The sequence below is a fragment of the Kitasatospora sp. NPDC086791 genome (assembly GCF_040685975.1).
GTDB lineage: Bacteria > Actinomycetota > Actinomycetes > Streptomycetales > Streptomycetaceae > Kitasatospora.
Genome location: NZ_JBFBOC010000011.1, coordinates 79,946 through 98,847, shown reverse-complemented (window position 1 = coordinate 98,847; position 18,902 = coordinate 79,946). Strand labels below are relative to the sequence as shown.

The following is an 18,902-nucleotide window of genomic DNA, read 5'->3' as shown; positions in this document are numbered from 1 at the left end:
GGGATCCCGGCGATTCCGGCGCGCCCGCGATCAGACGTCCACGGTGACCCGGCAGGTCCAGCCGTCCGGCCCGGCGCGCAGCTCCAGGTCGTGCAGCGAGACGGCCTTCGGCACGGCTCCGATCAGCGCGGCGGTGGCGGTGTCGGCCATCCGGAAGCGGACCGCGACGGTCCGGGCGCCGTCCAGTCCCTCGATGCGGCCGACCGCCAGCGCGACGGGCAGTTCGCCGTCGGCGTCCATCCGGTAGATGACCTCCTCCAGGACGCCCGCGAGCAGGTCCGCGTCGCTCGCCGCGAGGACGCTGCAGCCGCGCTCGCCGACGATCCGCGCGCCGCTCAGGTCGGCGAAGCCGGTGACGACGGCGTGCACCAGCTCGCCGATGCAGCCCTCGGCCGTCGGCGCCCAGGCCTCCACCTGCAGGTCCGCCGTGTGCGGCACGCTCCGGTGACCGCTGCCGGACCGGCCTGCGGGCTCGTTTCCGTCCACGGGTGACGCCTCCCGAACCGAGTGCCTCCCGAACCCGTTGCCGTCCTCCCTCCAGCGTCGTCCCGCGCACGGCCCGGGGGCAAGTGCGGCAGCCCTGCGGGGCCTGCGGGACCTGAGGCGGCCGTTACGACGCGGTCCCCACCGAGGCGAGGTACCCGGCGGTCAGCTCCGGCGTGGCCAGCCAGGCGGCGTGGTCGCTCGGCTCGGCGTAGGTGTTGGCGAGGCGGCGGGCGACCTCCTCGTGCTCGACGGCGGCCGCGAACACGCCCTGCAGGTGGTCCGGCATGGTCAGCATCGCGGTGGTGAACGCGACGGTGTGGCGGGCGTGCCGCTGCCAGAACCGCTCGGCGGTGCGGCACATCCAGTCGGCCGTGAACGGGGCGTCGCCGTGCTCGACGACGGCCCGCCGGTAGGCCTCCGCCGCCCGGGCCGCGCTGTTGGCGCCCTGGCCGGTGATCGGGTCGTTCACCACCACCGCGTCGCCGAGGCCCAGCACGTGGACGGCGTCCACGCCCGAGCCCAGTTCGGCCACCGTGCGCCGGACCGTCGGGGTGACCGCGCCGAACAGTCCGGCCCCGGCGTCGGTCGGCTCGGCGGCCGTCCAGAGCTCCGCCTCCCACGGCAGGTACTCGCCCAACAGGGCGCGGATCCGGGCCAGTTGGACGTCCGGTGCCGGGCTGTCGCCGAACGCGTCCAGCGGGCTGCCGGGCAGCGCCTCCCACAGCAGGATCGCGCAGGGGCCGGAGCGGGTGAGCGCCGGCTGCAGGTACAGCTCGCCCAGGCCGGGCAGGGCGTGCATCCGGGCCCTGGGCCCGGCGGCCGGATCGGGCGCGCCGACGCCGTGCGCGTACAGGCAGGACAGGTGCCGCTGCGGCCGGTCGAAGGGCGAGCGGGCGGCGTCGCGGTCGAAGATCCCGGCCAGTTCGCCGCGCCCGGCCGCGACCACGGTCAGCTCGTGCCGGCGGGCCAGTTCGCGCAGCCCTTCCCGGTCCAGCGCGCGGTACTCGACCCGGGCACCGCGCTCGGCCAGCAGCTCCAGCCAGCCGGCCAGCTTGAGCCGCTGGTCCACCGACTGGGCCGGCTCGTCGAGCGTCATGGTGAACTCCAGCGCCCGGACGGCCGGCGGCGCGACCAGCACCGCGTCGACCGAGGAGACGGCCGGCGCCCGGTCCGCCCAGAGGTCCAGCCCGGCCGCCGCCTCCAGCCGCAGTGCCGGCCCGAACATCGCCTGGGTGGACAGCACCCGACCGCCGCGCACCTGCTCCGGGGTGCGCTCCGCGACCAGCGTCACCTCGTACCCGTCCGCCACCAGCCCGAGCGCGAACTGCAGGCCCGCCTGGCCCGCTCCGACGACGGCGATCCGGCGCAACACGGCCTCCCGGTGGTCTGCCGACCGTCCGCTGACGGCCCGTCAAGCAGGCACAGTAGCCGAGCGGACGGGGTGCGGTCACCCGTGCGACTGCCGGAGGGCGGGCGGGCTCAACCGGGCAGCCGGCTGACGAGCAGCTGCACGACCTCGGCGGTCCGGTCGGCGAGGTAGAAGTGCCCGCCCGGGAAGACCCGCAGGTCGAAGCCGCCGGTGGTGTGCCGGGCCCACTGGCCGACCTGCTCCACCGTCGCGTTCGGGTCGGCCTCCCCCGCCAGGCCGGTGATCGGCACCGACACGGTCGCGTCCGGGTCGCAGCGGTACGTCTCGACGGCGGTGTAGTCGGCCCGCAGGGCGGGCAGGATCAGCTCCTTCAGCGCGGGGACGTCGAGGATCCGCGTGTCGGTGCCGCCGAGTCGGACGATCTCGGCGAACAGTTCGTCGTCCGGCAGCTTGTGCACCTCGCTGTCCCGGGGCAGCGAGGGCGCGCGGCCGGCCGAGACGAAGAGCCGCTCGGGCCCCTTCACGCCGTGGCGCTCGAAGCGCCGGGCGGTCTCGAAGGCGACGGCCGAGCCCATGCTGTGGCCGAAGAAGACGAACGGCCGGTCCGTCCAGTCCAGCAGCTCGCGGTACAGCTCGTCGGCGAGTCCGTCCACGGAGCCGATCGCCGGTTCCAGGAAGCGGTTCTGCCGGCCCGGGTACTGGACGAGGAGCACGTCGGCGTGCGGCGCCAGTGCGTTGGCGTACTCCAGGTAGTAGCTGGCGGAGCCGCCGGCGTGCGGGAAGATCACGACCCGGACGGGCGCGGAGTCGGACGGGTTGAACCGGCGGAACCACGGGTTGTCGACGGCGGCGCTGCTGGGCATGCGGGGTGTGGCCTCTCTCCGGGACGGACGGTGCTGGTCCCAGTCTGTCAGCGCCGGGGTGGCCACGGGGTGTTGTGGTGATCACGCGCGCCGCTCCGCCGACACGCGCGGCGGGTCGACACCGGTGGGGGCGCCCGCCGCTGAGCCCAACCGCTACGCCCCGAACCGCACCGCCTCCGCGCGGGAGCGGGACACGGCGTCCAGCAGCAGCACCGACGAGGCCTCCGGCGTCGGTGCCGGCCCGGCCGACCGCATGTGCCGGGTGAAAGCGGCCAACAGCCGTTCCAGGCCCCGGTGGTGGCGGGCGAACACCCGGGCGGAGGCGCGCCGGCCGCGGGCCCGCTGGCCGTCCAGCGCCGTGGCCGCGCCGACGTCCAGCAGCACCAGGTGCAGTTCGCGGCCCCGGCGGCCCGCTTCCCGGGCCAGCCAGCGCCGCATCCAGGCGCGGCTGCCGCAGTCGTGCACCAGCAGCGGCCCGCCGCGCCGCACCGAGGAACGCAGCAGCCGGAGGTGCTCCAGCCGCGCCCACGGCCGGTACACCGCGTACGGCAGGCCCGCCGGCATCACCGCCTCGCAGGCCTCGTGCACGGTCCGCGGGTCCACCGCGCGCACCGCCGCCCCGGACCACCGGCGCAGCAGCGTGCTCTTCCCCGCGCCCGGCAGCCCGGACACCACCACCACGGCATCCGCCGGGTACGCCACGACGAACCCCGCCCCGGCCTCGCCCCGCAGGTCCACCACCCCGCGCGGCACCACGACCGCTTCCACCCCGCCGCCCACCGGTTCTCCCGTTCACGTCCGACCGGGAACCCTAACAACCCCGCGCGGCGCACCCGCGGACCGCCCACCCGCCCGCCTGCCCCACGGCCCGGCGGCCCCGCGTCAACCCCCGGCCCGCACCGTCACCCGCACACCGAGGACCACCCTCCCGGCGACCGCGCCCCGGCCTCCGGCCGAGCCGGACGTCCCGCACCCGGGCGACGGTGCCCCTGTGGCCGCGGTCGACCGCCGTGCACTCCCGGGCCGCCCGTCCACTAGGCTGACGCACCGTCAGACAGGAGGCGGGCCATGGCAGAAGCGGCGCCGACGTACACCGGGCTGGTGCTGGACGGGCTGGCGCGGGACCGGGGGCGGGTGGCGATCCGGTACGGGGTCGACGGCACGCTGACCGGGCAGGACTGCCTGGACGCGGTCCACCGCGCCGCCCGGGCGCTGGAACGGATCGGGCTGGGGCGCGGGGACGGCGTGACGGTGCTGGCCGGCAACCGGCCGGAGGCGCTGCTGGTGCGGCTGGCCGCGAACCTGCTGGGTTGCCGGGTGGCGATGCCCCGCCCGGACGGGCCGGTCGCGGAGCAGGTGGCGCTGGCGGAGTTCGCCGGGACGTCCGCGCTGGTCTTCGACCCCCTGCGCTGCTCGGCCGCGGCCGCCGGGGTCGCGCGCGCCGTGCCCGGGGCCGCCCTGCTCTCCCTCGGCCCCGCGCCGAGCGGGCTCGGCGAGGACCTCCTGGAGTCGGCCGCCCGCTGTTCCGCCGCCCCGTTCGCACCCCGGCACGAGCCCGAGGACGTGATGGCGGTGCGTTTCACCGGCGGCACCACCGGCCGGCCGAAGGGCGTGCTGCGCCGCTTCGCCCGGCCGCCGCGCCCGCCGCTGCTGTCCGGCTCGACGTTCCTGCTGTGCACGCCGCTCTGCCACGGCGGCGGGACGACGGCGGACCTGGCGCTGGCGGCGGGCGGCACCGTGGTGCTGCAGGAGGGGTTCGACGCCGGGGCGGTGCTGGCGGCGGTCGAGCGGTTCCGGGTCTCCCGGATGTACCTGCCGCCGCACCTGCTCTACCGGCTGCTGGACCACCCCCGGCTGTCCGCGACCGACGCCGGCAGCCTGCGCCGGGTCGGCTACACCGGCTGCCCGCCCTCGCCCCGGCGGCTGGCGGAGGCGACCCGGCGGCTGGGCCGGGTGCTGCACCAGACCTACAGCCTGACGGAGTGCGGGCCGGTCGCCCGGCTGGGCCCGGACGAGCACCTGGACCCGCGGCTGCTCACCACCGCCGGCCGCCCGTACCCGGACACCGGGGTGCGGATCCTGGACGAGGAGGGCGCCGCGCTGCCACCGGGCCGGACCGGGGAGATCTGCGTCCGTACCCCGACGGCGATGGTCGGCTACTGGCGCGACCCGGAGCTGACCGCCCGGGTGCTCCGGGACGGCTGGCTGCACACCGGCGACCTGGGCAGCCTGGACGCGGCCGGCTACCTCACGGTGGCCGGGCGGCGGGACCCGATGGCGATCGTCGAGGGGCACAATGTGTTCCCCCGCGAGGTCGAGGAGCCGCTGCGCGCCCACCCGGACGTCCGGGAGGCGGTGATGTTCACGACCACCGACCCGGACCGGCTGGAGCGCGTCCACGCCGCGGTGGCCCTCGCGGACGGCTCCCGGACGACGGCCGGGCAACTGCGGCGCTGGAGCCGTGAGCACGGCGACGCGCGGTGCGCGCCGGACACCGTCCTCCTGCTGCCCGCCATCCCGTTGAACGGCCTCGGGAAGCCGGACCTCGGCCTCCTGCGCGCCCTGACCGGCGACCACGGCCCGACCGGCCGCGAGCCCGACCCGACCGGCCACGACCCGACCGACGGCGGACCGACTGATGGCCGAGCGACCGACGGCGGCTGCCGGACCGCCGCCGCAGGGGCGCGCGAGGGGGCGTGACGCGCCCTGCCGGTGCTTCGAGCGCCCGGGCGGGCGACTTCTCGTCCGGCACCCGGCGGGAAGAACCGTCCGTGGGCACTCGACCGTGCGGGCCGGCCTGCCGATACCTCCCCGGCAGCGTTCTCCCGCACCGTCCCCCAGGAGGCACTACCTTGACCTGGCTACGCGTCCTGACCGCACTGGGCATCCTCGCCGTGGCGGCCAGTGCCCTGCTCGTCTTCGCCCTCTGCACCGCCGCCTCCCGCGGCGAGCGCGCCGCGGAGGAGGCACCGCCCGACCTCCGCTCCGACGCCGAGAACAGCGGCCTGTTCCGGCGGCTGGGCGGCGACGACTGACCCCGCCCGGCCGCCGCCCACTGCCCGCCGGAGGCCGTCCACCGCCCACCATTCGTCGCCCACCGCCCGTCGCCCACCGCCCGTCGCCGGCCGGAAGCCGGTCAGTGCCCCGCGATGTCGTCCGGGCGCACCTCGATGTGGTCGGCCGCGAGGTCGACCGCGACCCGGTGCTCCATGCCCAGCGCCTCCAGGAACTTGACCGGCAGCTGCACCCGCCCGGTGCGGTCCAGCATCACGTACTCGCGCTCGTTGACCGACTCCTCACCGTGCTCGTCCGTCACGGTGCGGCGCAGCACCTCGCTGCTGGTCCGCCCGTCCCGGATGGCGACCGTGCGGCGCACCTCGCCCGCGACCATCGGGTCGTGGGTGACGATGACGACCGTGGCGCCGAGTTCGCGGTTGACGGTGCGGAAGGACTCGAAGATCACCCCGGCGGTCTCGGAGTCCAGCTCACCGGTGGGCTCGTCAGCGAGCAGCACCGGCGGGTTGTTGGCCATCGCCACCGCGATCGCCACCCGCTGCTGCTGGCCGCCGGAGAGCTCGGCGGGGCGCCGCCGGGCGAGCTCCCCGATCTCCAGCGCCTCCATCAACTCGGCCACCCGGGCCGCCTGCCGCTTCGCGCCGCCGGCGCCCGACCGCCGGCCGCGCAGCTGCATGGGCAGGGCGATGTTCTCGGCGGCGGTGAGGAAGGGCAGCAGGTTGCGCGCGGTCTGCTGCCAGATGAAGCCGACCACCTCGCGCCGGTAGCGCAGCCGCTCCTTGGCGGACATCTCCAGCAGGTCGCAGCCGGCCACGGTGGCGGTGCCGGCGGTCGGCACGTCCAGCCCGGCGAGGATGGTGAGCAGGGTGGACTTGCCGCTGCCGGAGGCGCCGACCAGCGCGACCAGGTCGCCCTGCCGGATGGTCAGCTCCAGGCCCTGGAGTGCCTGGACCTCGACGCCCTCGGAGCTGAAGATCCGGACCAGCCGGTCGCAGACGATGGCCGCGCCCTCGCCGTGGGCCTTGGGCGAAGCGGCGGCGAGGGCCCGCTGCCGGAGCTCCTGCAGGCTGGGGGCGGCCTCGACGACCGTCTGCCCCTGGGGGGTGCTGTTCACCGCTCGTCTCCTGTCTCGACTCTGTGCTTCATCGCGCCGGTCTCCACCGTCCCGGCCGCTCTCAGGACCCGGGCCACTACCACCCGCGGCGGAGCCGCCCGGGTCACTGTTGTTCCCCGGCGCGCAGTTCGGTGGCGATCTGGCGCCGGCCGGCCACCAGCGTCTCCAGCACCACCCCGCAGCAGACCAGCAGCGCCAGACCGGCCGTGGGCAGCAGCACCGGCATCAGTGCGGGGGTCAGGGCGTCGCCGACCGCGGCGCCCACCAGGGTGGAGATGTCGAAGGCGGGCCCGAGCAGTCCGACCGCCGCGGCGGCGACCAGGCCGCCCCCGACGGCCGCCGCCAGGGTCTGCGGCAGCGCTTCGGCGATGATCAGCGCCAGCCCCTGCCGGGGACGCAGGCCCATGGTCCGCAGCCGGGCCAGGACGGCGGTGCGTTCGGGCGCGGCCCGGAACAGCGTCAGCAGGACGGCGAGCAGGGCGAACCCCGCGCCGGCGGCGGCCGCGTACCGGAACAGCCGTCCGGCGGCGAGCTGCAGCGGGTCGTCGGCGAGTGCCGCGGCGGCCTCCCGGCTGCTGTGCACCGTGTACCCGGGGGGCAACCCGTGGGTGGCCTTGCCGGCGGCCACGGCCTCGTCCGCGATCAGCTTGGCGAGGCCCGTCGGCTGGGTCAGGCCGCCGTCCCGGAGCACCGCCCGGACCTGCTCGGGATCGGGGTCGCCGACCGCGAACCACTTGTTCGCCCGCTTGAGCTCCGGGAGGCGTTCCCCGACGGGGCCGGCGGGCACCACGACGAACGGCTTGCCCGGGTCCGGCAGCGCGGGCGTGGCGGTGAGCGTCCCGGCGACGGTGGTGCGCAGCCTGCTCCCGCCGGGCAGCCGCACCTCGGGGGCGCCGGCGGCCAGGCGCTTGGCCAGGTCGCGGCTGAACAGGGCGGGCACCGGGGTGTCCGGACCGCCGGAGGCACCGGCCAGCTTCGCCGGGTCGAACTCGCCGACCCCCAGGGTCCGGGCGATCTCGGCGTAGGCCGTGGGCTCGACGACCACCAGGGAGGCCGCGGTGTACTCCGTGTCGGCCCCGATGAAGCGGGCGTCGGGCTCGACCCGGACCCCGGTCGAGGCCCGGACGCCCGGCAGCTGTCCGGCGGCCCCGGTGAACGACTCGGGCAGGGTGGCGAAGTCCGGGATGGCGACGCCGACGTCGCCGCCGGTGGTGATCCGCGCGGCCCGCGTCCGGACGTGGTCCACGGTGTCGAGCACGGTGGCGCCGAAACCGGCCGTGGTGACGGCGATCAGCAGGGCCAGCAGCGGCAGCGCGGAGGGCCGGCGCCGGCCCGAGGTGTCGCGGGAGGCCCGGGCCAGGCCGAGGAAGCCGATCAGGCCCCGGCCCCGGCCGGTGAGGGCGGCCAGCCGGCCGACCACCACCGGCTCGACCCTCGCCAGCAGCAGCCCCCCGGTGACGGCGAGCAGCAGCGGAGCGGCCACCAGCAGCGGGTCCACCCCTGCGCCGGAGTGGCCGACACCGCGTCGGCGGACCTCGGCCACCGCCGCGACGGTGACGGCCAGGACGGCCAGTTCGCCGATCACCCGACGCCACCCGCCGGGTGCCCGGCGGCGCGACCACAGCAGGGCCGCCCGGGCCGGGAAGGCCAGCAGGGCGAGCAGGGTCGCGGCGAGGGCTGCCAGGACCGCGTAGCCCCACCGCGGGGTGGGCAGGAGCACCAGCGCGAGGGCGGTCCCGAACACGGCGGCGGGCAGGACGGTCGCCGCGCCCTCGCCGAGCAGCCGCAGGAGCACTCCGCCGCGCGAACCGCCGCGGGCCCGGAGCAGCCCGATCTCGGCCCTGCGCCGGTCCGTGTTCAACGCGGCGGCCAGGACCAGCACCACCACCGCCGCACCCGCGACCCCGGCCGGGCCGATCGCGCTCAGCGGCATCGCGGCCCGGTAGCGGGCGTCCGCCCGGGTGAGGAGGTCGGCCAGGTTCGAGGTGGCGTGCAGGTCGATCCGCTTGGTCGCGTCGACCAGGGCGGTGGCGCCGGACCCGGTCTGGTAGGAGGCGAGGGTGGCGCGGGTGCGGTCGAGCCGGTCGGCGCGCAGGGAGGCCGGGTCGACCGGCAGCCGCCAGAAGTTGTCGCCGCCCGAGCCCCACCGGGCCAGCGCGGCGACACTGCCGCCGTCGACGAAGCCGGTGGTCTGCCACTTGCCGCCGCCCATGGCGCCGAGGGTCAGGCAGGCGCGGGCCGGGCAGCCGAGGTCGTCCCAGAACGGGTCCAGCGGATCGTTGACGCGGTAGAAGCCGGCCACCAGGCTGCTCCGCTTCGGGGCCGGGCCGGGGCCGTCGTTGTCGACGGTGTCGCCGAGCCTGATCCCGATGGTCTCGGCGGCCTTCTCGCTCACCACGATCGGCAGCGGGCCGCCGGGGGCGGCGGGACCGGGCCAGGCGCCGGCGGTCAGCGTCACCCGGTCGGCGAGGCCGTGCAGGTAGAGGACCGTCATCGACGGCGGTGTGTTGTCGGAGAGCCGGGCGTAGCCCGGGTTGAACATCTTGCCCTCGGTCTGGGCCTTGGTGCCGTAGGCCTCACCTGCCGGGGACAGCGTCAGCTCCCGGCCCACCCGCTCGGTGATCGTCCGCTGGATGCTGTCCAGCTCGGCGGCGGTGTCCGCCGGGCGGGTCCTGGTGGTCACCTGCACGCTGGTCAGGTTGAGGCCCTGGTGGCCCACGTAGTCCCGCAGCGCGGCGTCCGCGCCCCGGTCGGCGACGCGGGGGAAGGCCGCCGCCAGGAAAACGGTCACGAACGCGAGGGCCGCCATGAGCAGGGCGGCCGAGGGGCTCGCGGTCAGCCTGGTGCGGACCCAGCGCGCGGGGCGGTGGGCGGTGTCGGGGGCGGGCACGACGGCGCCGGCCTTGGTGGTCACATCTCCTCCACGAGGCGCAGCCGGGCGGCCACGTTCTTGCGGCGGCGTCCGACGAGGAAGGCCGACAGCAGCGGGATGACCGCGATCGCGGCCGTGAGCAGGAGCGACCGGCCCACCGGCAGCTCGACCAGTGCCTCGGGCACCGGGCGGCGGGCGGCCGAGGTCAGCACGACGAACGGCACGATCAGGTGGACGAGCAGGGCTCCGAGTGCGAGCCCGACCGCCCCGCCGAGGGCGACCAGCAGGGCCGGCTCGGCCGTGCCGGTCCGGGAGACCAGTCGGCGGGGCGCGCCCAGGGCGAGCAGCAGGGCGGAGTCCTGGGCGCGCTGACGGGCGGATCCGGCCACGGCGGCCCCGAACCCGATCGCCGCGAGCAGCGCGGTGACGACCGCGATGGCGGTCAGCGCGCTCTGCGGGGCGGCGCCGACCGGGTCGTCGAGGAGGCCGTCGGCGACCTCGTCGTAGAGCCGGACCTCCTGGGAGCCGGGGCCCGACCGCACGACGGCGGCGGCCTCGGCCGGGGTGCGGTCGTCCGGGCCGGTGGCGGGCAGCCACCACTCGGCGGCGCCGGACACCGTGCTGCCCTGGGCCAGCAGGGCGCGCGCGGCGGTGGGCAGGTCGATCAGGACGGCGGTGCGGCCGACCACCGGCAGGGCCGTGACGGCCGCGGTGACCTTGACCGGGAGGACGGCCCCGCCGAACGGCACCCGCACGGTGTCGCCGACCGAGGAACCGGTGGCTTTCAGGTAGTCGCGAGTGGCGACCCCCGGCACGACCGCGGGCGCGCCGCTCGGCACGGTCGGCGCGCTGCCGGACTGGGCGCCGCCGGGCTGCGGGTCGGTGCCGTTCGCACCGGGCGGCGGGGAGACCGCCCAGGAGACACCGGACGGGACCGGGACGGCGGTCGCGGGCCCGTCGGCGGTGTCGGACACGGCCAGCCGCCGGACCACGGCCGGACGGTCCGCCTTGCCATTGGCGGCCGCGGTCGCCCCGATCACGGTCAGCGGCGCGGCGACGGAGCCCAGCGGGGCGTCGACCAGCGCGCTCAACGGGGCCGAGCCGCGGCGGACCCCGTCGGCCGGGAGGCCGGTGAGCGGGGCCTTGTAGACGATGCCGAACCGGTCCCGGAGCAGCAGCGTCACCCTCAGGGTCCGGTCGTCGGCCGGGAACCCGCTCGGGTCGGTGAGGACGTCGGCGTCGATCCGCAACGGGCGCCCGGGCACCGGCACGCCGTCCTGCGTCCCGATCTGTGCTCCGTCCTGCGCTCCGTTCGCCGCTCCGTTCGCCGCTCCGTTCTGTGCTCCGGCGGACGCGGGCCGGGCGAGCGGCCGGAACAGCTCGTCCGGGGTGCGCCCGCCGAGCAGGTCCCCGCGCACCGGGACGCGGTCGGCGAAGGCGGTGGCGTCCACGGCGAGCACCTGTCCGGTACCGGAGGGCAGTTGCTGCTCCTCGCGCACCACCGGGACCAGCCGGTCGCCGCCGGGCAGCGCGCCGAACCGGCCGGCCTGGCCCATCAGCGAGCTGTGCGAGGCGGACACCCGCAGGCCGCCGAGCGTGCTGAAGGCGGCCTGGTCCCGCTGGGAGGCGGTCCAGGTGGCCTGCTGGCCGAGGGCGAGCACCCCGGTGGCCACGGCCAGCACGAGCAGCAGCACCGGGCCGGTGGCGCGGGCGGGCTGACGGGCCAACTGCCAGCCGACCATGGCCGGGCCGAGGCCGCGCCCGCCGGCCGCCACCCGGGCGCCCAGCCGGGCGGCGAGCGGCAGCAGGCGCAGCACCACCAGGGTGCCCGCGCACAGCGCCAGGGTGGGGGTGGCGACCAGCAGCAGGTCGACGCCGAGCTTGCCCGCGGAGTCCGTGGACAACCCGCCGCCGTACTGGCTGAGTTGCTGGTAGGCGAGGGCGGCCAGGGCGAGCAGGACGAGGTCGCCGCCGTTGCGCGCGATGCCGGAGACCACGGCCTGGCGGCGGCCGCCCGTGCGGCGGCGCAGCGCGGCACCCGCGCCGCGCAGCACGCTGGGCACGGTGGCCAGCACGATGCAGGCGACGGCGCAGAGCACGGCGATCGGCCAGAGCGACCAGCCGATGCCGGTGTCCAGGGCGACCTGGTGGGCCCGGCCGAGGCCGGCCAGCACGTGGACCAGGAACGGCGTGAGCAGCGGCGCGAACAGTGCGGCGGGCGCCGCGAGCAGCACCAGTTCCAGGGCGGTGAACGAGCCGAGCCGGACACCCGAGGCACCACGGGCCGCGAGCAGTTCGTTCTCCCGCTCCTGGCGGGACGAGATCAGACGGACGACCAGCAGCAGGGCCGCCCCGGCGAGGACGGCGAGTTGCAGGGCACCGATCAGCAGGGTGGACCGGGCCACCATCATGCTGTCCGCCAACTCGCTCATGACGTCCGGCAGTTCGGTCTTGACGCTGAGCGACGCGGTCTTCCGCAGGTCGTCGGCGAGGGTGCGGGCGCGCCCGCCGACGGCCTGGGCGGTGTCCTGGTCGACGCCCGCGAAGTCGGCGTCGAGCAGCCAGCCGCGGCTGCTCTGCAGCAGACCGCCTGCGGTGAAGGCGCTCTGATCGACCATCATCGGACCGAAGGTGGTGAAGCCGCCGACCTCGACCTCGTGGCCACCGACCGGGTCGATCCGCCAGTACAAGTCGAACGGGTCGACCGCCCGGTAGGCACCGGTGACCCGGACGGTCAGCGGCTTGCCGTCGAACCGGTCGGTGAGCCGGACCTCGGCGGGCAGCGCCTGCTCGGCCAGGCCGAGCCGGACCAGCATGCTCTGCGGCACGGCGGCCTCCGGGGCGGCGGACCGGACGGGCCCGGCGGCTGCGCCCGGCCACGCCCCGGCCACCAGACGGACGCGGTTGCGGTCGACGTCGGCGAGGACCGTCAGATCGGCCTTGGCCCCGGAGGTCACCCCTGCGGCGTTCGTCGCACCCGGCGTGTCCGTCGCACCCGCGGTGTTCGTCGCACCCGCCGCGTCGGTCGCCCCTGCCGCGCCGCCGGCCGGGAGGCCGTAGGAGCGGCTGCGCAGCATGCTGTCGGTGCGCACGGGCAGGTCGCCGAACAGCTTCCGCCGGTAGGCGCCGAGCGCCTCCTCGTCCTTCGTCCGCTGGTCCAGCCCGTGTTCGGCGGTCACCACCACCGTGGTCCGGGCGTGACCGGGGCCTTGGAGCGCCTGCCGCAGGCCGGCCTGGCCGACGCCGCTGTTGAAGGTCACCAGGGCGGTGAGCACCGCCGTGGTGACCAGCACCGTCAGCAGGACGGCAGCAGCCAGCGGCAGTCGCCCGCGCAGTCTGCGCACGACGAAGCCGAGCATCGAGTTCCTCCCCCGGATGACGTCCCCGTTGGCGTCCGCCGGCCCCGCCCATCGACCCGATCCCGACACACATCGGTCACAGATGGACACATCGGGGGCACACCGGCGCAGTGATCACCGGCATTCGGTCACCGGATAGCGGACGATGCTGTCAGATTCGATCCGGAAACGGAAGGGACTTGCGCGAATCAAGTAAGCGATGAGCAAATTCCTTTCATTGGCGGCACCCTGATCGAGGGTGCGCCACTGAAACACCATGGACACCTCACAGCTCCGGCTCCACCGCGTTCCCACGGCCGGGGACTCCGCCTTCCCGGTTTCTCTTTCCGGGCACCTGAACCAGCGGGGCCACCGCGGCCGTGGATACCGGGTAGGACCGGGCGCCACGCCCACAGGGGGACGCCGCATGACACAGGACCAGGCCGCCACCGCGACCGCCGCCACGGCCACGACCGCCGAGCCGATGGTGACCGTGACCGACCTCCGCCGCAGCTTCGGCACCGGCGAGCGGACCGTGCACGCCCTGCGCGGCGTCTCCTTCGCCGTCGGGCGCGGCGAACTCACCGCGCTCAAGGGCCGGTCCGGCTCCGGCAAGACCACCCTGCTCAACCTGGTCGGCGGCCTGGACTCCCCGACCGGCGGCAGCATCTCGCTGGACGGCATCGACCTCGCCGGCCTGAACGAGGACGGCCGGCTCGCCCTGCGGCGGGAGCGGATCGGCTTCGTCTTCCAGTCCTTCGGGCTGATCCCGATGCTCACCGCCGCCGAGAACGTCGGCGTGCCGATGCGGCTGCGCAAGGTGGCGGCCGCCGAGCGCGAGGAGCGTGCGCACGCCCTGCTCGCCCTGGTCGGCCTGGCCGACCACGCCAACCAGCGCCCCGGCGAGCTCTCCGGCGGCCAGCAGCAGCGCGTCGCCATCGCCCGCGCGCTGGCCAACGAGCCCGGTCTGATCATCGCCGACGAGCCCACCGGTCAGCTGGACTCGGAGACCGGCCGCTCGGTCATGGAGCTGCTGCGCGCGGTGGTGCGCAGCGAGGGCGTCACCGTCCTGGTCGCCACCCACGACCCGACGCTGATGGGGCTCGCCGACCGCGTGATCGAGCTCCGCGACGGGCGGGTCGTCGAGGCTGCGGCGGAGCAGGCCGCGTAGCGGAGGCCCGCCGAATGGCGGAGGCCGGCCGGGCACGGGATCGGCCGGCCGAGCGGTCGACCCGGGAATGCGACACATGAATATGTGACAGCACGTCATTCTCACTGATCCGTACCGGCCCTGCCGCCCGCGATCGCGACGGACCTCATTGTCAGTGGCATCGACTATGGTCGCCCACGAATCGAAGAAGCGCCCCGCTTCCACGGAGGTTCGATGACGATCTTCTGTCGCATTTCCCGGGCGGTCCTGGAACTCGGCCGGAAAGCACGGTTGTGGTGGCCGGCGCCGCCGGCCACCACAACCGTCACCTCGGCCCTCGGGCGCCCGCGGGCCGCCCGGTCAGACCGCCGGGAAGATCTCCGCGTCCGGCTTCAGCAGCTGGCCCGGCTGCGGCGCGGCGCCGTCCACCAGGTAGCGGGTGACCAGCCCGTTCAGCGCCTTGCTGCGGCCGACGGCGCAGTGCTCGATCGAGTCGACGCTGACCAGCACCGCGTTGCCCAGCTCCTGCTGCATCCGCTGGGCGAACTTGTACTGGGTCGCCGGGTCGTAGAGGTTGCCGATGACCATCACGGTGTTGGAGGTCTTCTTGTTCCACGGGCCGGCGAAGCGCTCGGCGTCCCGGGCCGGGGCCGGCCAGCTGGCGCAGGCGGGCGCGTCGAAGGCCTGGTAGCGGCCGAAGGTCGGCGACTCCTGCTCCCAGGTCCTGGCCGCGTTCGCGAACACCCGATCGTTCGACGGGTACGGCTTGTCCTGGCAGTTGACGCCCATGTAGGAGTCGTCGGCGGTGTACTCGGAGTCCGCGGGGGCCTCCCGCAGCGCCCGCGGCACCTCCACCGACAGGAGGTTGGCGTCCTCCTCCGCGACGTTCGCCTTCGGCGCCAGCAGGGTGGCGGCGTTCGGCTTCTGCAGCACCTGGTAGGTCGCCTGCAGCGACTTGGCCAGCGGGGCCAGCTTGGCCTGCGAGTACAGGGCGCTGGCGACCTCGCTGGTGAAGCTGCTCAGCGTCACCTTGGAGCCGCTCGGCAGCGTGATCGGGCTGGTCCGCAGGTGGTCCCGGAGCGCGTCGAACTTGGCCCGGGTGTCACCATCGCCGAAGGCGCAGCGCGGGGCGCCGGCCACCTGGCAGCGCTTCAGGAACTCGTCCAGGGCGAGCTCGAAGCCGCCCGCGCGCTGGCGGTCGTACTCCAGGCCGTTGTGCAGGCGCAGGTTCGGGTCGACGTTGCCGTCGATGATGATCGCCCGGACCTTGTTCGGGTACATGTTCGCGTACGTCGAACCGATCAGGGTGCCGTAGGAGAAGCCGGCGAAGGTGAGCTGGGCGTCGCCGACGGCGCGGCGCATCCGGTCGAGGTCGCGCACCACGTTGATGGTCGACATGTGCTCGATCAGCGGGCCCGCGTTCTTGCTGCAGGCGTCCGTGTAGTCCTGGTCCGCGTCCAGCGTCTCGTTGACCTCGGCCTTGGTGACCGGCACGCCGACCATGCGGTTGTTGACCGCGTCGGCGTCCTCCTGGGTCTTGAAGCACTTGAGCGGGTTGCTCCGGGCCACGCCGCGGGGGTCGAAGCCGACCAGGTCGAACTTGGCCTGCACCTCGGGGCCGAAGCGGCTGGTCGTCGCCCACAGGTAGCCGCTGCCGCCCGGGCCGCCCGGGTTGAGGAACAGCGAGCCGATCCGCTTCGACGGGTCGCTCGCCCGCCGCCGCAGCATCGCGATGCCGACCTTCTCGCCCGACGGGTTGTCGTAGTCCAGCGGCACCGGGTAGACGGCGCAGTCGTAGATGCCCGGGTCCGGCTTGCTCGGGTCGGGGTTGCACGGGGTCCAGGCGACGGGGTCGACCTTCGCCTCGGCCGGCCCCGGGGCCCGGTCGACCGGCGCGGCCGAGGCGGCGACGGCGGAACCGGTGACAAGGGCGAGGGCGCAGGCGACTGCTCCGGCCATCGTGGATATGCGGGACAAGGAACCTCCTCGGTACTGAAAAGGGCTGGCCCAGCCTGTCAGCCGGAGATCTCCGTGTGAAGACCTCGGAGCGGCGGAAATCGTCCGGCCATCATGCCGAAAACGGCGGAGCATTCTGTGAATGAACCAAGTTGACGGTTGTTTGACCTGACGATGAGTCACCTGACGTCGTTTCTCGCACCGTCGCCCGTCCCGCACGGGGCGGCCGCCGCCGACTCCTCGATCCCGTCGATCCCCGTCACCCCCGGGCCCCATCCACACCCACCCGCCCCCGGCGCCTGCCCCGCCCAGCGCCCGCCCGCCCGCACGCCCTCTCCGGCACGGACCATGCCTCCCGGGCACGGATCGTCGGCCGCACTTGACGAGCAGTCTGGTTAGGCGCCATATTACTTCTCGTGACGCAGCACTCCGAGCCGGAACCCGGCTCCCCCAGCCTCGACCAGGCCCGCCGCCAGATCGCCCGCTACGGCCTCACGGCCGACCCGCAGGCGGTCCTGGTAGCGGCCCGGCTGATGGCGGCGGGCGCCCGGATCGGCCAGGCCGGCGAGGTGCACTTCGGCCGCTTCGGCCTCTCCACCGGCCGCTACCGCCTGCTGTCCGACCTGGAGGACCACGGCGGCGAGAAGTCGCCCTCCCAGCTCGCGGCGAGCCTCGGCGTCTCCCGGGCGACCGTGACCGGCCTGGTCGACGGCCTGGAGCGGGAGGGCCTGGTGGCCCGGCGCCCGTCCACCGAGGACGGGCGGGGCAACGTGGTGATCCTCACCGCGCGCGGCGCCGACCGGCTGCGCGAGCTGGCACCCGAGCACTTCGCCCGGATGCAGGCACTGGTCGGCGGCCTCTCCGTCGAGGAGCGCGCCACCTTCCTCGACCTGCTGGCCCGGGTGGTCGCCGGCGTCGACGCGCTGACCTCGGACCGACCGCGGTCCGAGCACGGCCCGACCTCGACCTGACCACGCCCGACCACGACCACGCCCCGCCGGGCGGGCCGCCGAACGCGGCCCGCCTTCACTTCACCCACATAGTTAGGTAACTAAGCACAAATACTTAGGCGCCTAATCAAATCCACCGGACCGCGGAACCCGAACGTGAGGACAACCCCATGAGCAAGAAGGCCCCCGGCGCTCCGCCGCCGTTCGTCCTGTGGCGCGAGGTCCTGTTCGCCTACGTCATGCCCGCCGTGATGGCCGGCCTCGGCGGAGTCGTCACCCGACAGCACGAGCTGGTGGTCGCCGCACTGACCACCATCGGCGGCACCTCGGCCCTGGTGGCCGCCCTGCTCGGCGCCGTCCTGCGTCGGCGTCCGGTCCGCTCCCGGCCCGCCCGGACCCCGCGCGCCCTCGCGGCCGCCGCCCTCGGCCTGGTCTCCGCCGCGCTCGCCCTCGCCGTCGGCCTCGCCGCCGCGCGCTGGCTCCCGCACCTCCCGCACCTCGCCGACAGCCCGTGGCCGCGCCGGCTGCCGATCGACCTGCCGGTCTCCTCGGCCATCGCCTCCACCATCACCACCTGGCACTGGCGCGGCAGCCGCCGCACCCGTGAACCGCAGCACCGACTCCTCTCCGCACCCCAACCCGAAAGGCAGACATCATGATCGTCATCATGGGCGCCGCCGGCGCCACCGGCGGCGCCACCCTGCGCAGCCTCGCCGCCCTCGGCGCCCCGAGCCGCGCGCTCAGCCGCGACCCCGCCCGCCTCGCCGCCTCGCTGGACGGGCAGACCCTCGCCCTGACCGAGCCCTTCGCGGCCGACGCCGCCGACCCGGCGTCCCTGCGTGCGGCCTTCCACGGCGCCCACCAGCTCTTCCTCACCATGGCCAACAGCCCGGACCAGGTCCGGTACGAGCTGGCCGCGATCGACGCCGCCCTCGACAGCGGGGTGGAGCACATCGTCAAGGTCTCCGCCCCCGCCGCCGAGCCCGACTCCCCGGTCGCCGTCTCCCGCGGCCACCACCTGATCGAGGAGCGCCTGCGCTCCTCCGGCGTCACCACCACCGTCCTGCGCCCGTACGCCTTCATGCAGAAGCTGCTGCTCCTGGCGCCCGGCATCGCGGCAGCCGGGGTGGTGCACGGCTCGACCGGGCAGGCCCGCTGCAACTACGTGGACGTCCGGGACATCGGCGACCTCGCCGCCGAGGTCCTCACCCGTCCGGAGCTGGCGGGCGCCACCTACCCGCTCACCGGCGGTCGGGCGTACAGCTACCCGGAGCTCACCGCGTTGCTGGGCGAGCTGCTCGGCCGTCCGGTGCACTACGTCGACCTCGACCCGGCCGAACTGCGGGCCCACCTGGTCGCACGGGCCGGAATGCCGGACTGGCTCGCCGCCCACGTGGTGGAGATCCAGCAGCTCGCCGTGGCCCGCCGGGAGACGCCGGACGGCGCCTTCACCCACGCCACCGGGCGCAGCCCGCGCACGCTGGAGGCCTTCCTCCAGGAGCACCTGCACCTCTTCCGCTGACCGCACCCGCCCCGTGGCGGGCCCGGACCGCACCGGTCGCCGGCTCGAAAGAGCCCCGCGAACGGCCGGAACCCCGGGCCCGCCACCCGAAGGGAGCAGTATTCGCTGTGGTGTGGATCACGATCCCGAATCCGATCTGACACTCCGTCAATTCGACTGATCGACCGTCACATCGATTCCCCACAGCCCCAGTTGTGGACTGATGAATCGTCAGATTCGGCCACTCTCTGCCGAGTTGGGCCACGCCGGGGCAAGCGCGGCCCCTCC

At 75.2% G+C, this 18,902-nt stretch carries 14 protein-coding genes; 6 read left to right on the top strand and 8 right to left on the bottom strand.

Annotation, left to right across the window (positions count from 1 at the left end; genetic code table 11):
- Nucleotides 1–30 precede the first annotated feature (30 nt).
- From AB0Q99_RS17605 to AB0Q99_RS17590, 4 genes are all read right to left on the bottom strand, one after another.
- The gene (locus AB0Q99_RS17605) at nucleotides 31–486 is read right to left on the bottom strand and encodes an archease (protein WP_363572664.1); all 456 of its coding nucleotides are present in this window, start codon (nucleotides 484–486) and stop codon (nucleotides 31–33) included.
- Between the two features lie 124 nt (nucleotides 487–610).
- Entirely contained in the window at nucleotides 611–1,855 is a 1,245-nt protein-coding gene (locus AB0Q99_RS17600) for a styrene monooxygenase/indole monooxygenase family protein (protein ID WP_363572662.1), read from the bottom strand.
- A 110-nt stretch (nucleotides 1,856–1,965) separates the two neighbouring features.
- Entirely contained in the window at nucleotides 1,966–2,718 is a 753-nt protein-coding gene (locus tag AB0Q99_RS17595; protein WP_363572660.1) for an alpha/beta fold hydrolase, read from the bottom strand.
- Nucleotides 2,719–2,871: 153 nt separating this feature from the next.
- Nucleotides 2,872–3,498 (bottom strand): AAA family ATPase, encoded by a 627-nt coding sequence (locus AB0Q99_RS17590; protein WP_363572658.1) that lies wholly within the window; start codon nucleotides 3,496–3,498, stop codon nucleotides 2,872–2,874.
- 288 nt (nucleotides 3,499–3,786) lie between these two features.
- Between AB0Q99_RS17590 and AB0Q99_RS17585 the strand changes: the two genes are divergently transcribed.
- Entirely contained in the window at nucleotides 3,787–5,418 is a 1,632-nt protein-coding gene (locus tag AB0Q99_RS17585; RefSeq protein WP_363572656.1) for an AMP-binding protein, read from the top strand.
- A 152-nt stretch (nucleotides 5,419–5,570) separates the two neighbouring features.
- A complete protein-coding gene (locus tag AB0Q99_RS17580; RefSeq protein WP_363572654.1) occupies nucleotides 5,571–5,753 on the top strand; it encodes a hypothetical protein in 183 nt (60 codons plus the stop codon).
- Nucleotides 5,754–5,854: 101 nt separating this feature from the next.
- On the opposite strand, the gene AB0Q99_RS17575 is transcribed toward AB0Q99_RS17580, so the two are convergent.
- The 3 genes from AB0Q99_RS17575 to AB0Q99_RS17565 form a co-directional block, all read right to left on the bottom strand.
- The gene (locus tag AB0Q99_RS17575; RefSeq protein ID WP_363572652.1) at nucleotides 5,855–6,847 is read right to left on the bottom strand and encodes an ABC transporter ATP-binding protein; all 993 of its coding nucleotides are present in this window, start codon (nucleotides 6,845–6,847) and stop codon (nucleotides 5,855–5,857) included.
- Between the two features lie 103 nt (nucleotides 6,848–6,950).
- Nucleotides 6,951–9,761, bottom strand: a complete 2,811-nt coding sequence (locus tag AB0Q99_RS17570; RefSeq protein ID WP_363572650.1) for an ABC transporter permease — start codon at nucleotides 9,759–9,761, stop codon at nucleotides 6,951–6,953.
- Nucleotides 9,758–13,078: an FtsX-like permease family protein gene (locus AB0Q99_RS17565; protein WP_363572648.1), complete on the bottom strand. Its 3,321-nt coding sequence runs from the start codon at nucleotides 13,076–13,078 to the stop codon at nucleotides 9,758–9,760. The genes AB0Q99_RS17570 and AB0Q99_RS17565 overlap by 4 nt, the downstream gene beginning before the upstream one ends.
- A gap of 406 nt (nucleotides 13,079–13,484) precedes the next feature.
- Here AB0Q99_RS17565 and AB0Q99_RS17560 point away from each other — a divergent pair, with 406 nt between their 5' ends.
- Nucleotides 13,485–14,228: an ABC transporter ATP-binding protein gene (locus AB0Q99_RS17560; RefSeq protein WP_363572646.1), complete on the top strand. Its 744-nt coding sequence runs from the start codon at nucleotides 13,485–13,487 to the stop codon at nucleotides 14,226–14,228.
- A 339-nt stretch (nucleotides 14,229–14,567) separates the two neighbouring features.
- On the opposite strand, the gene AB0Q99_RS17555 is transcribed toward AB0Q99_RS17560, so the two are convergent.
- Entirely contained in the window at nucleotides 14,568–16,184 is a 1,617-nt protein-coding gene (locus tag AB0Q99_RS17555; RefSeq protein WP_363572644.1) for an alpha/beta hydrolase, read from the bottom strand.
- Nucleotides 16,185–16,579: 395 nt separating this feature from the next.
- On the opposite strand from AB0Q99_RS17555, the gene AB0Q99_RS17550 reads away from it, so the two are divergent.
- The 3 genes from AB0Q99_RS17550 to AB0Q99_RS17540 all read left to right on the top strand — a co-directional run bounded on the left by AB0Q99_RS17550 (nucleotide 16,580) and on the right by AB0Q99_RS17540 (nucleotide 18,635).
- Nucleotides 16,580–17,134: a MarR family transcriptional regulator gene (locus AB0Q99_RS17550; protein ID WP_363572642.1), complete on the top strand. Its 555-nt coding sequence runs from the start codon at nucleotides 16,580–16,582 to the stop codon at nucleotides 17,132–17,134.
- Between the two features lie 149 nt (nucleotides 17,135–17,283).
- Nucleotides 17,284–17,772 carry a hypothetical protein gene (locus AB0Q99_RS17545; RefSeq protein ID WP_363572640.1) on the top strand — a complete coding sequence of 163 codons (489 nt, stop codon included), beginning with the start codon at nucleotides 17,284–17,286 and terminating at the stop codon, nucleotides 17,770–17,772.
- Nucleotides 17,769–18,635: an NmrA family NAD(P)-binding protein gene (locus tag AB0Q99_RS17540; protein WP_363572638.1), complete on the top strand. Its 867-nt coding sequence runs from the start codon at nucleotides 17,769–17,771 to the stop codon at nucleotides 18,633–18,635. The genes AB0Q99_RS17545 and AB0Q99_RS17540 overlap by 4 nt, the downstream gene beginning before the upstream one ends.
- The last annotated feature ends 267 nt before the right edge of the window (nucleotides 18,636–18,902 follow it).

Coding starts and splice junctions, on each gene's coding strand:
- AB0Q99_RS17565 (WP_363572648.1), bottom strand. CDS start 13,078: ATGCTCGGCTTCGTCGTGCGCAGACTGCGCGGGCGACTGCCGCTGGCT.
- AB0Q99_RS17560 (WP_363572646.1), top strand. CDS start 13,485: ATGACACAGGACCAGGCCGCCACCGCGACCGCCGCCACGGCCACGACC.
- AB0Q99_RS17585 (WP_363572656.1), top strand. CDS start 3,787: ATGGCAGAAGCGGCGCCGACGTACACCGGGCTGGTGCTGGACGGGCTG.
- AB0Q99_RS17540 (WP_363572638.1), top strand. CDS start 17,769: ATGATCGTCATCATGGGCGCCGCCGGCGCCACCGGCGGCGCCACCCTG.
- AB0Q99_RS17595 (WP_363572660.1), bottom strand. CDS start 2,718: ATGCCCAGCAGCGCCGCCGTCGACAACCCGTGGTTCCGCCGGTTCAAC.
- AB0Q99_RS17545 (WP_363572640.1), top strand. CDS start 17,284: ATGAGCAAGAAGGCCCCCGGCGCTCCGCCGCCGTTCGTCCTGTGGCGC.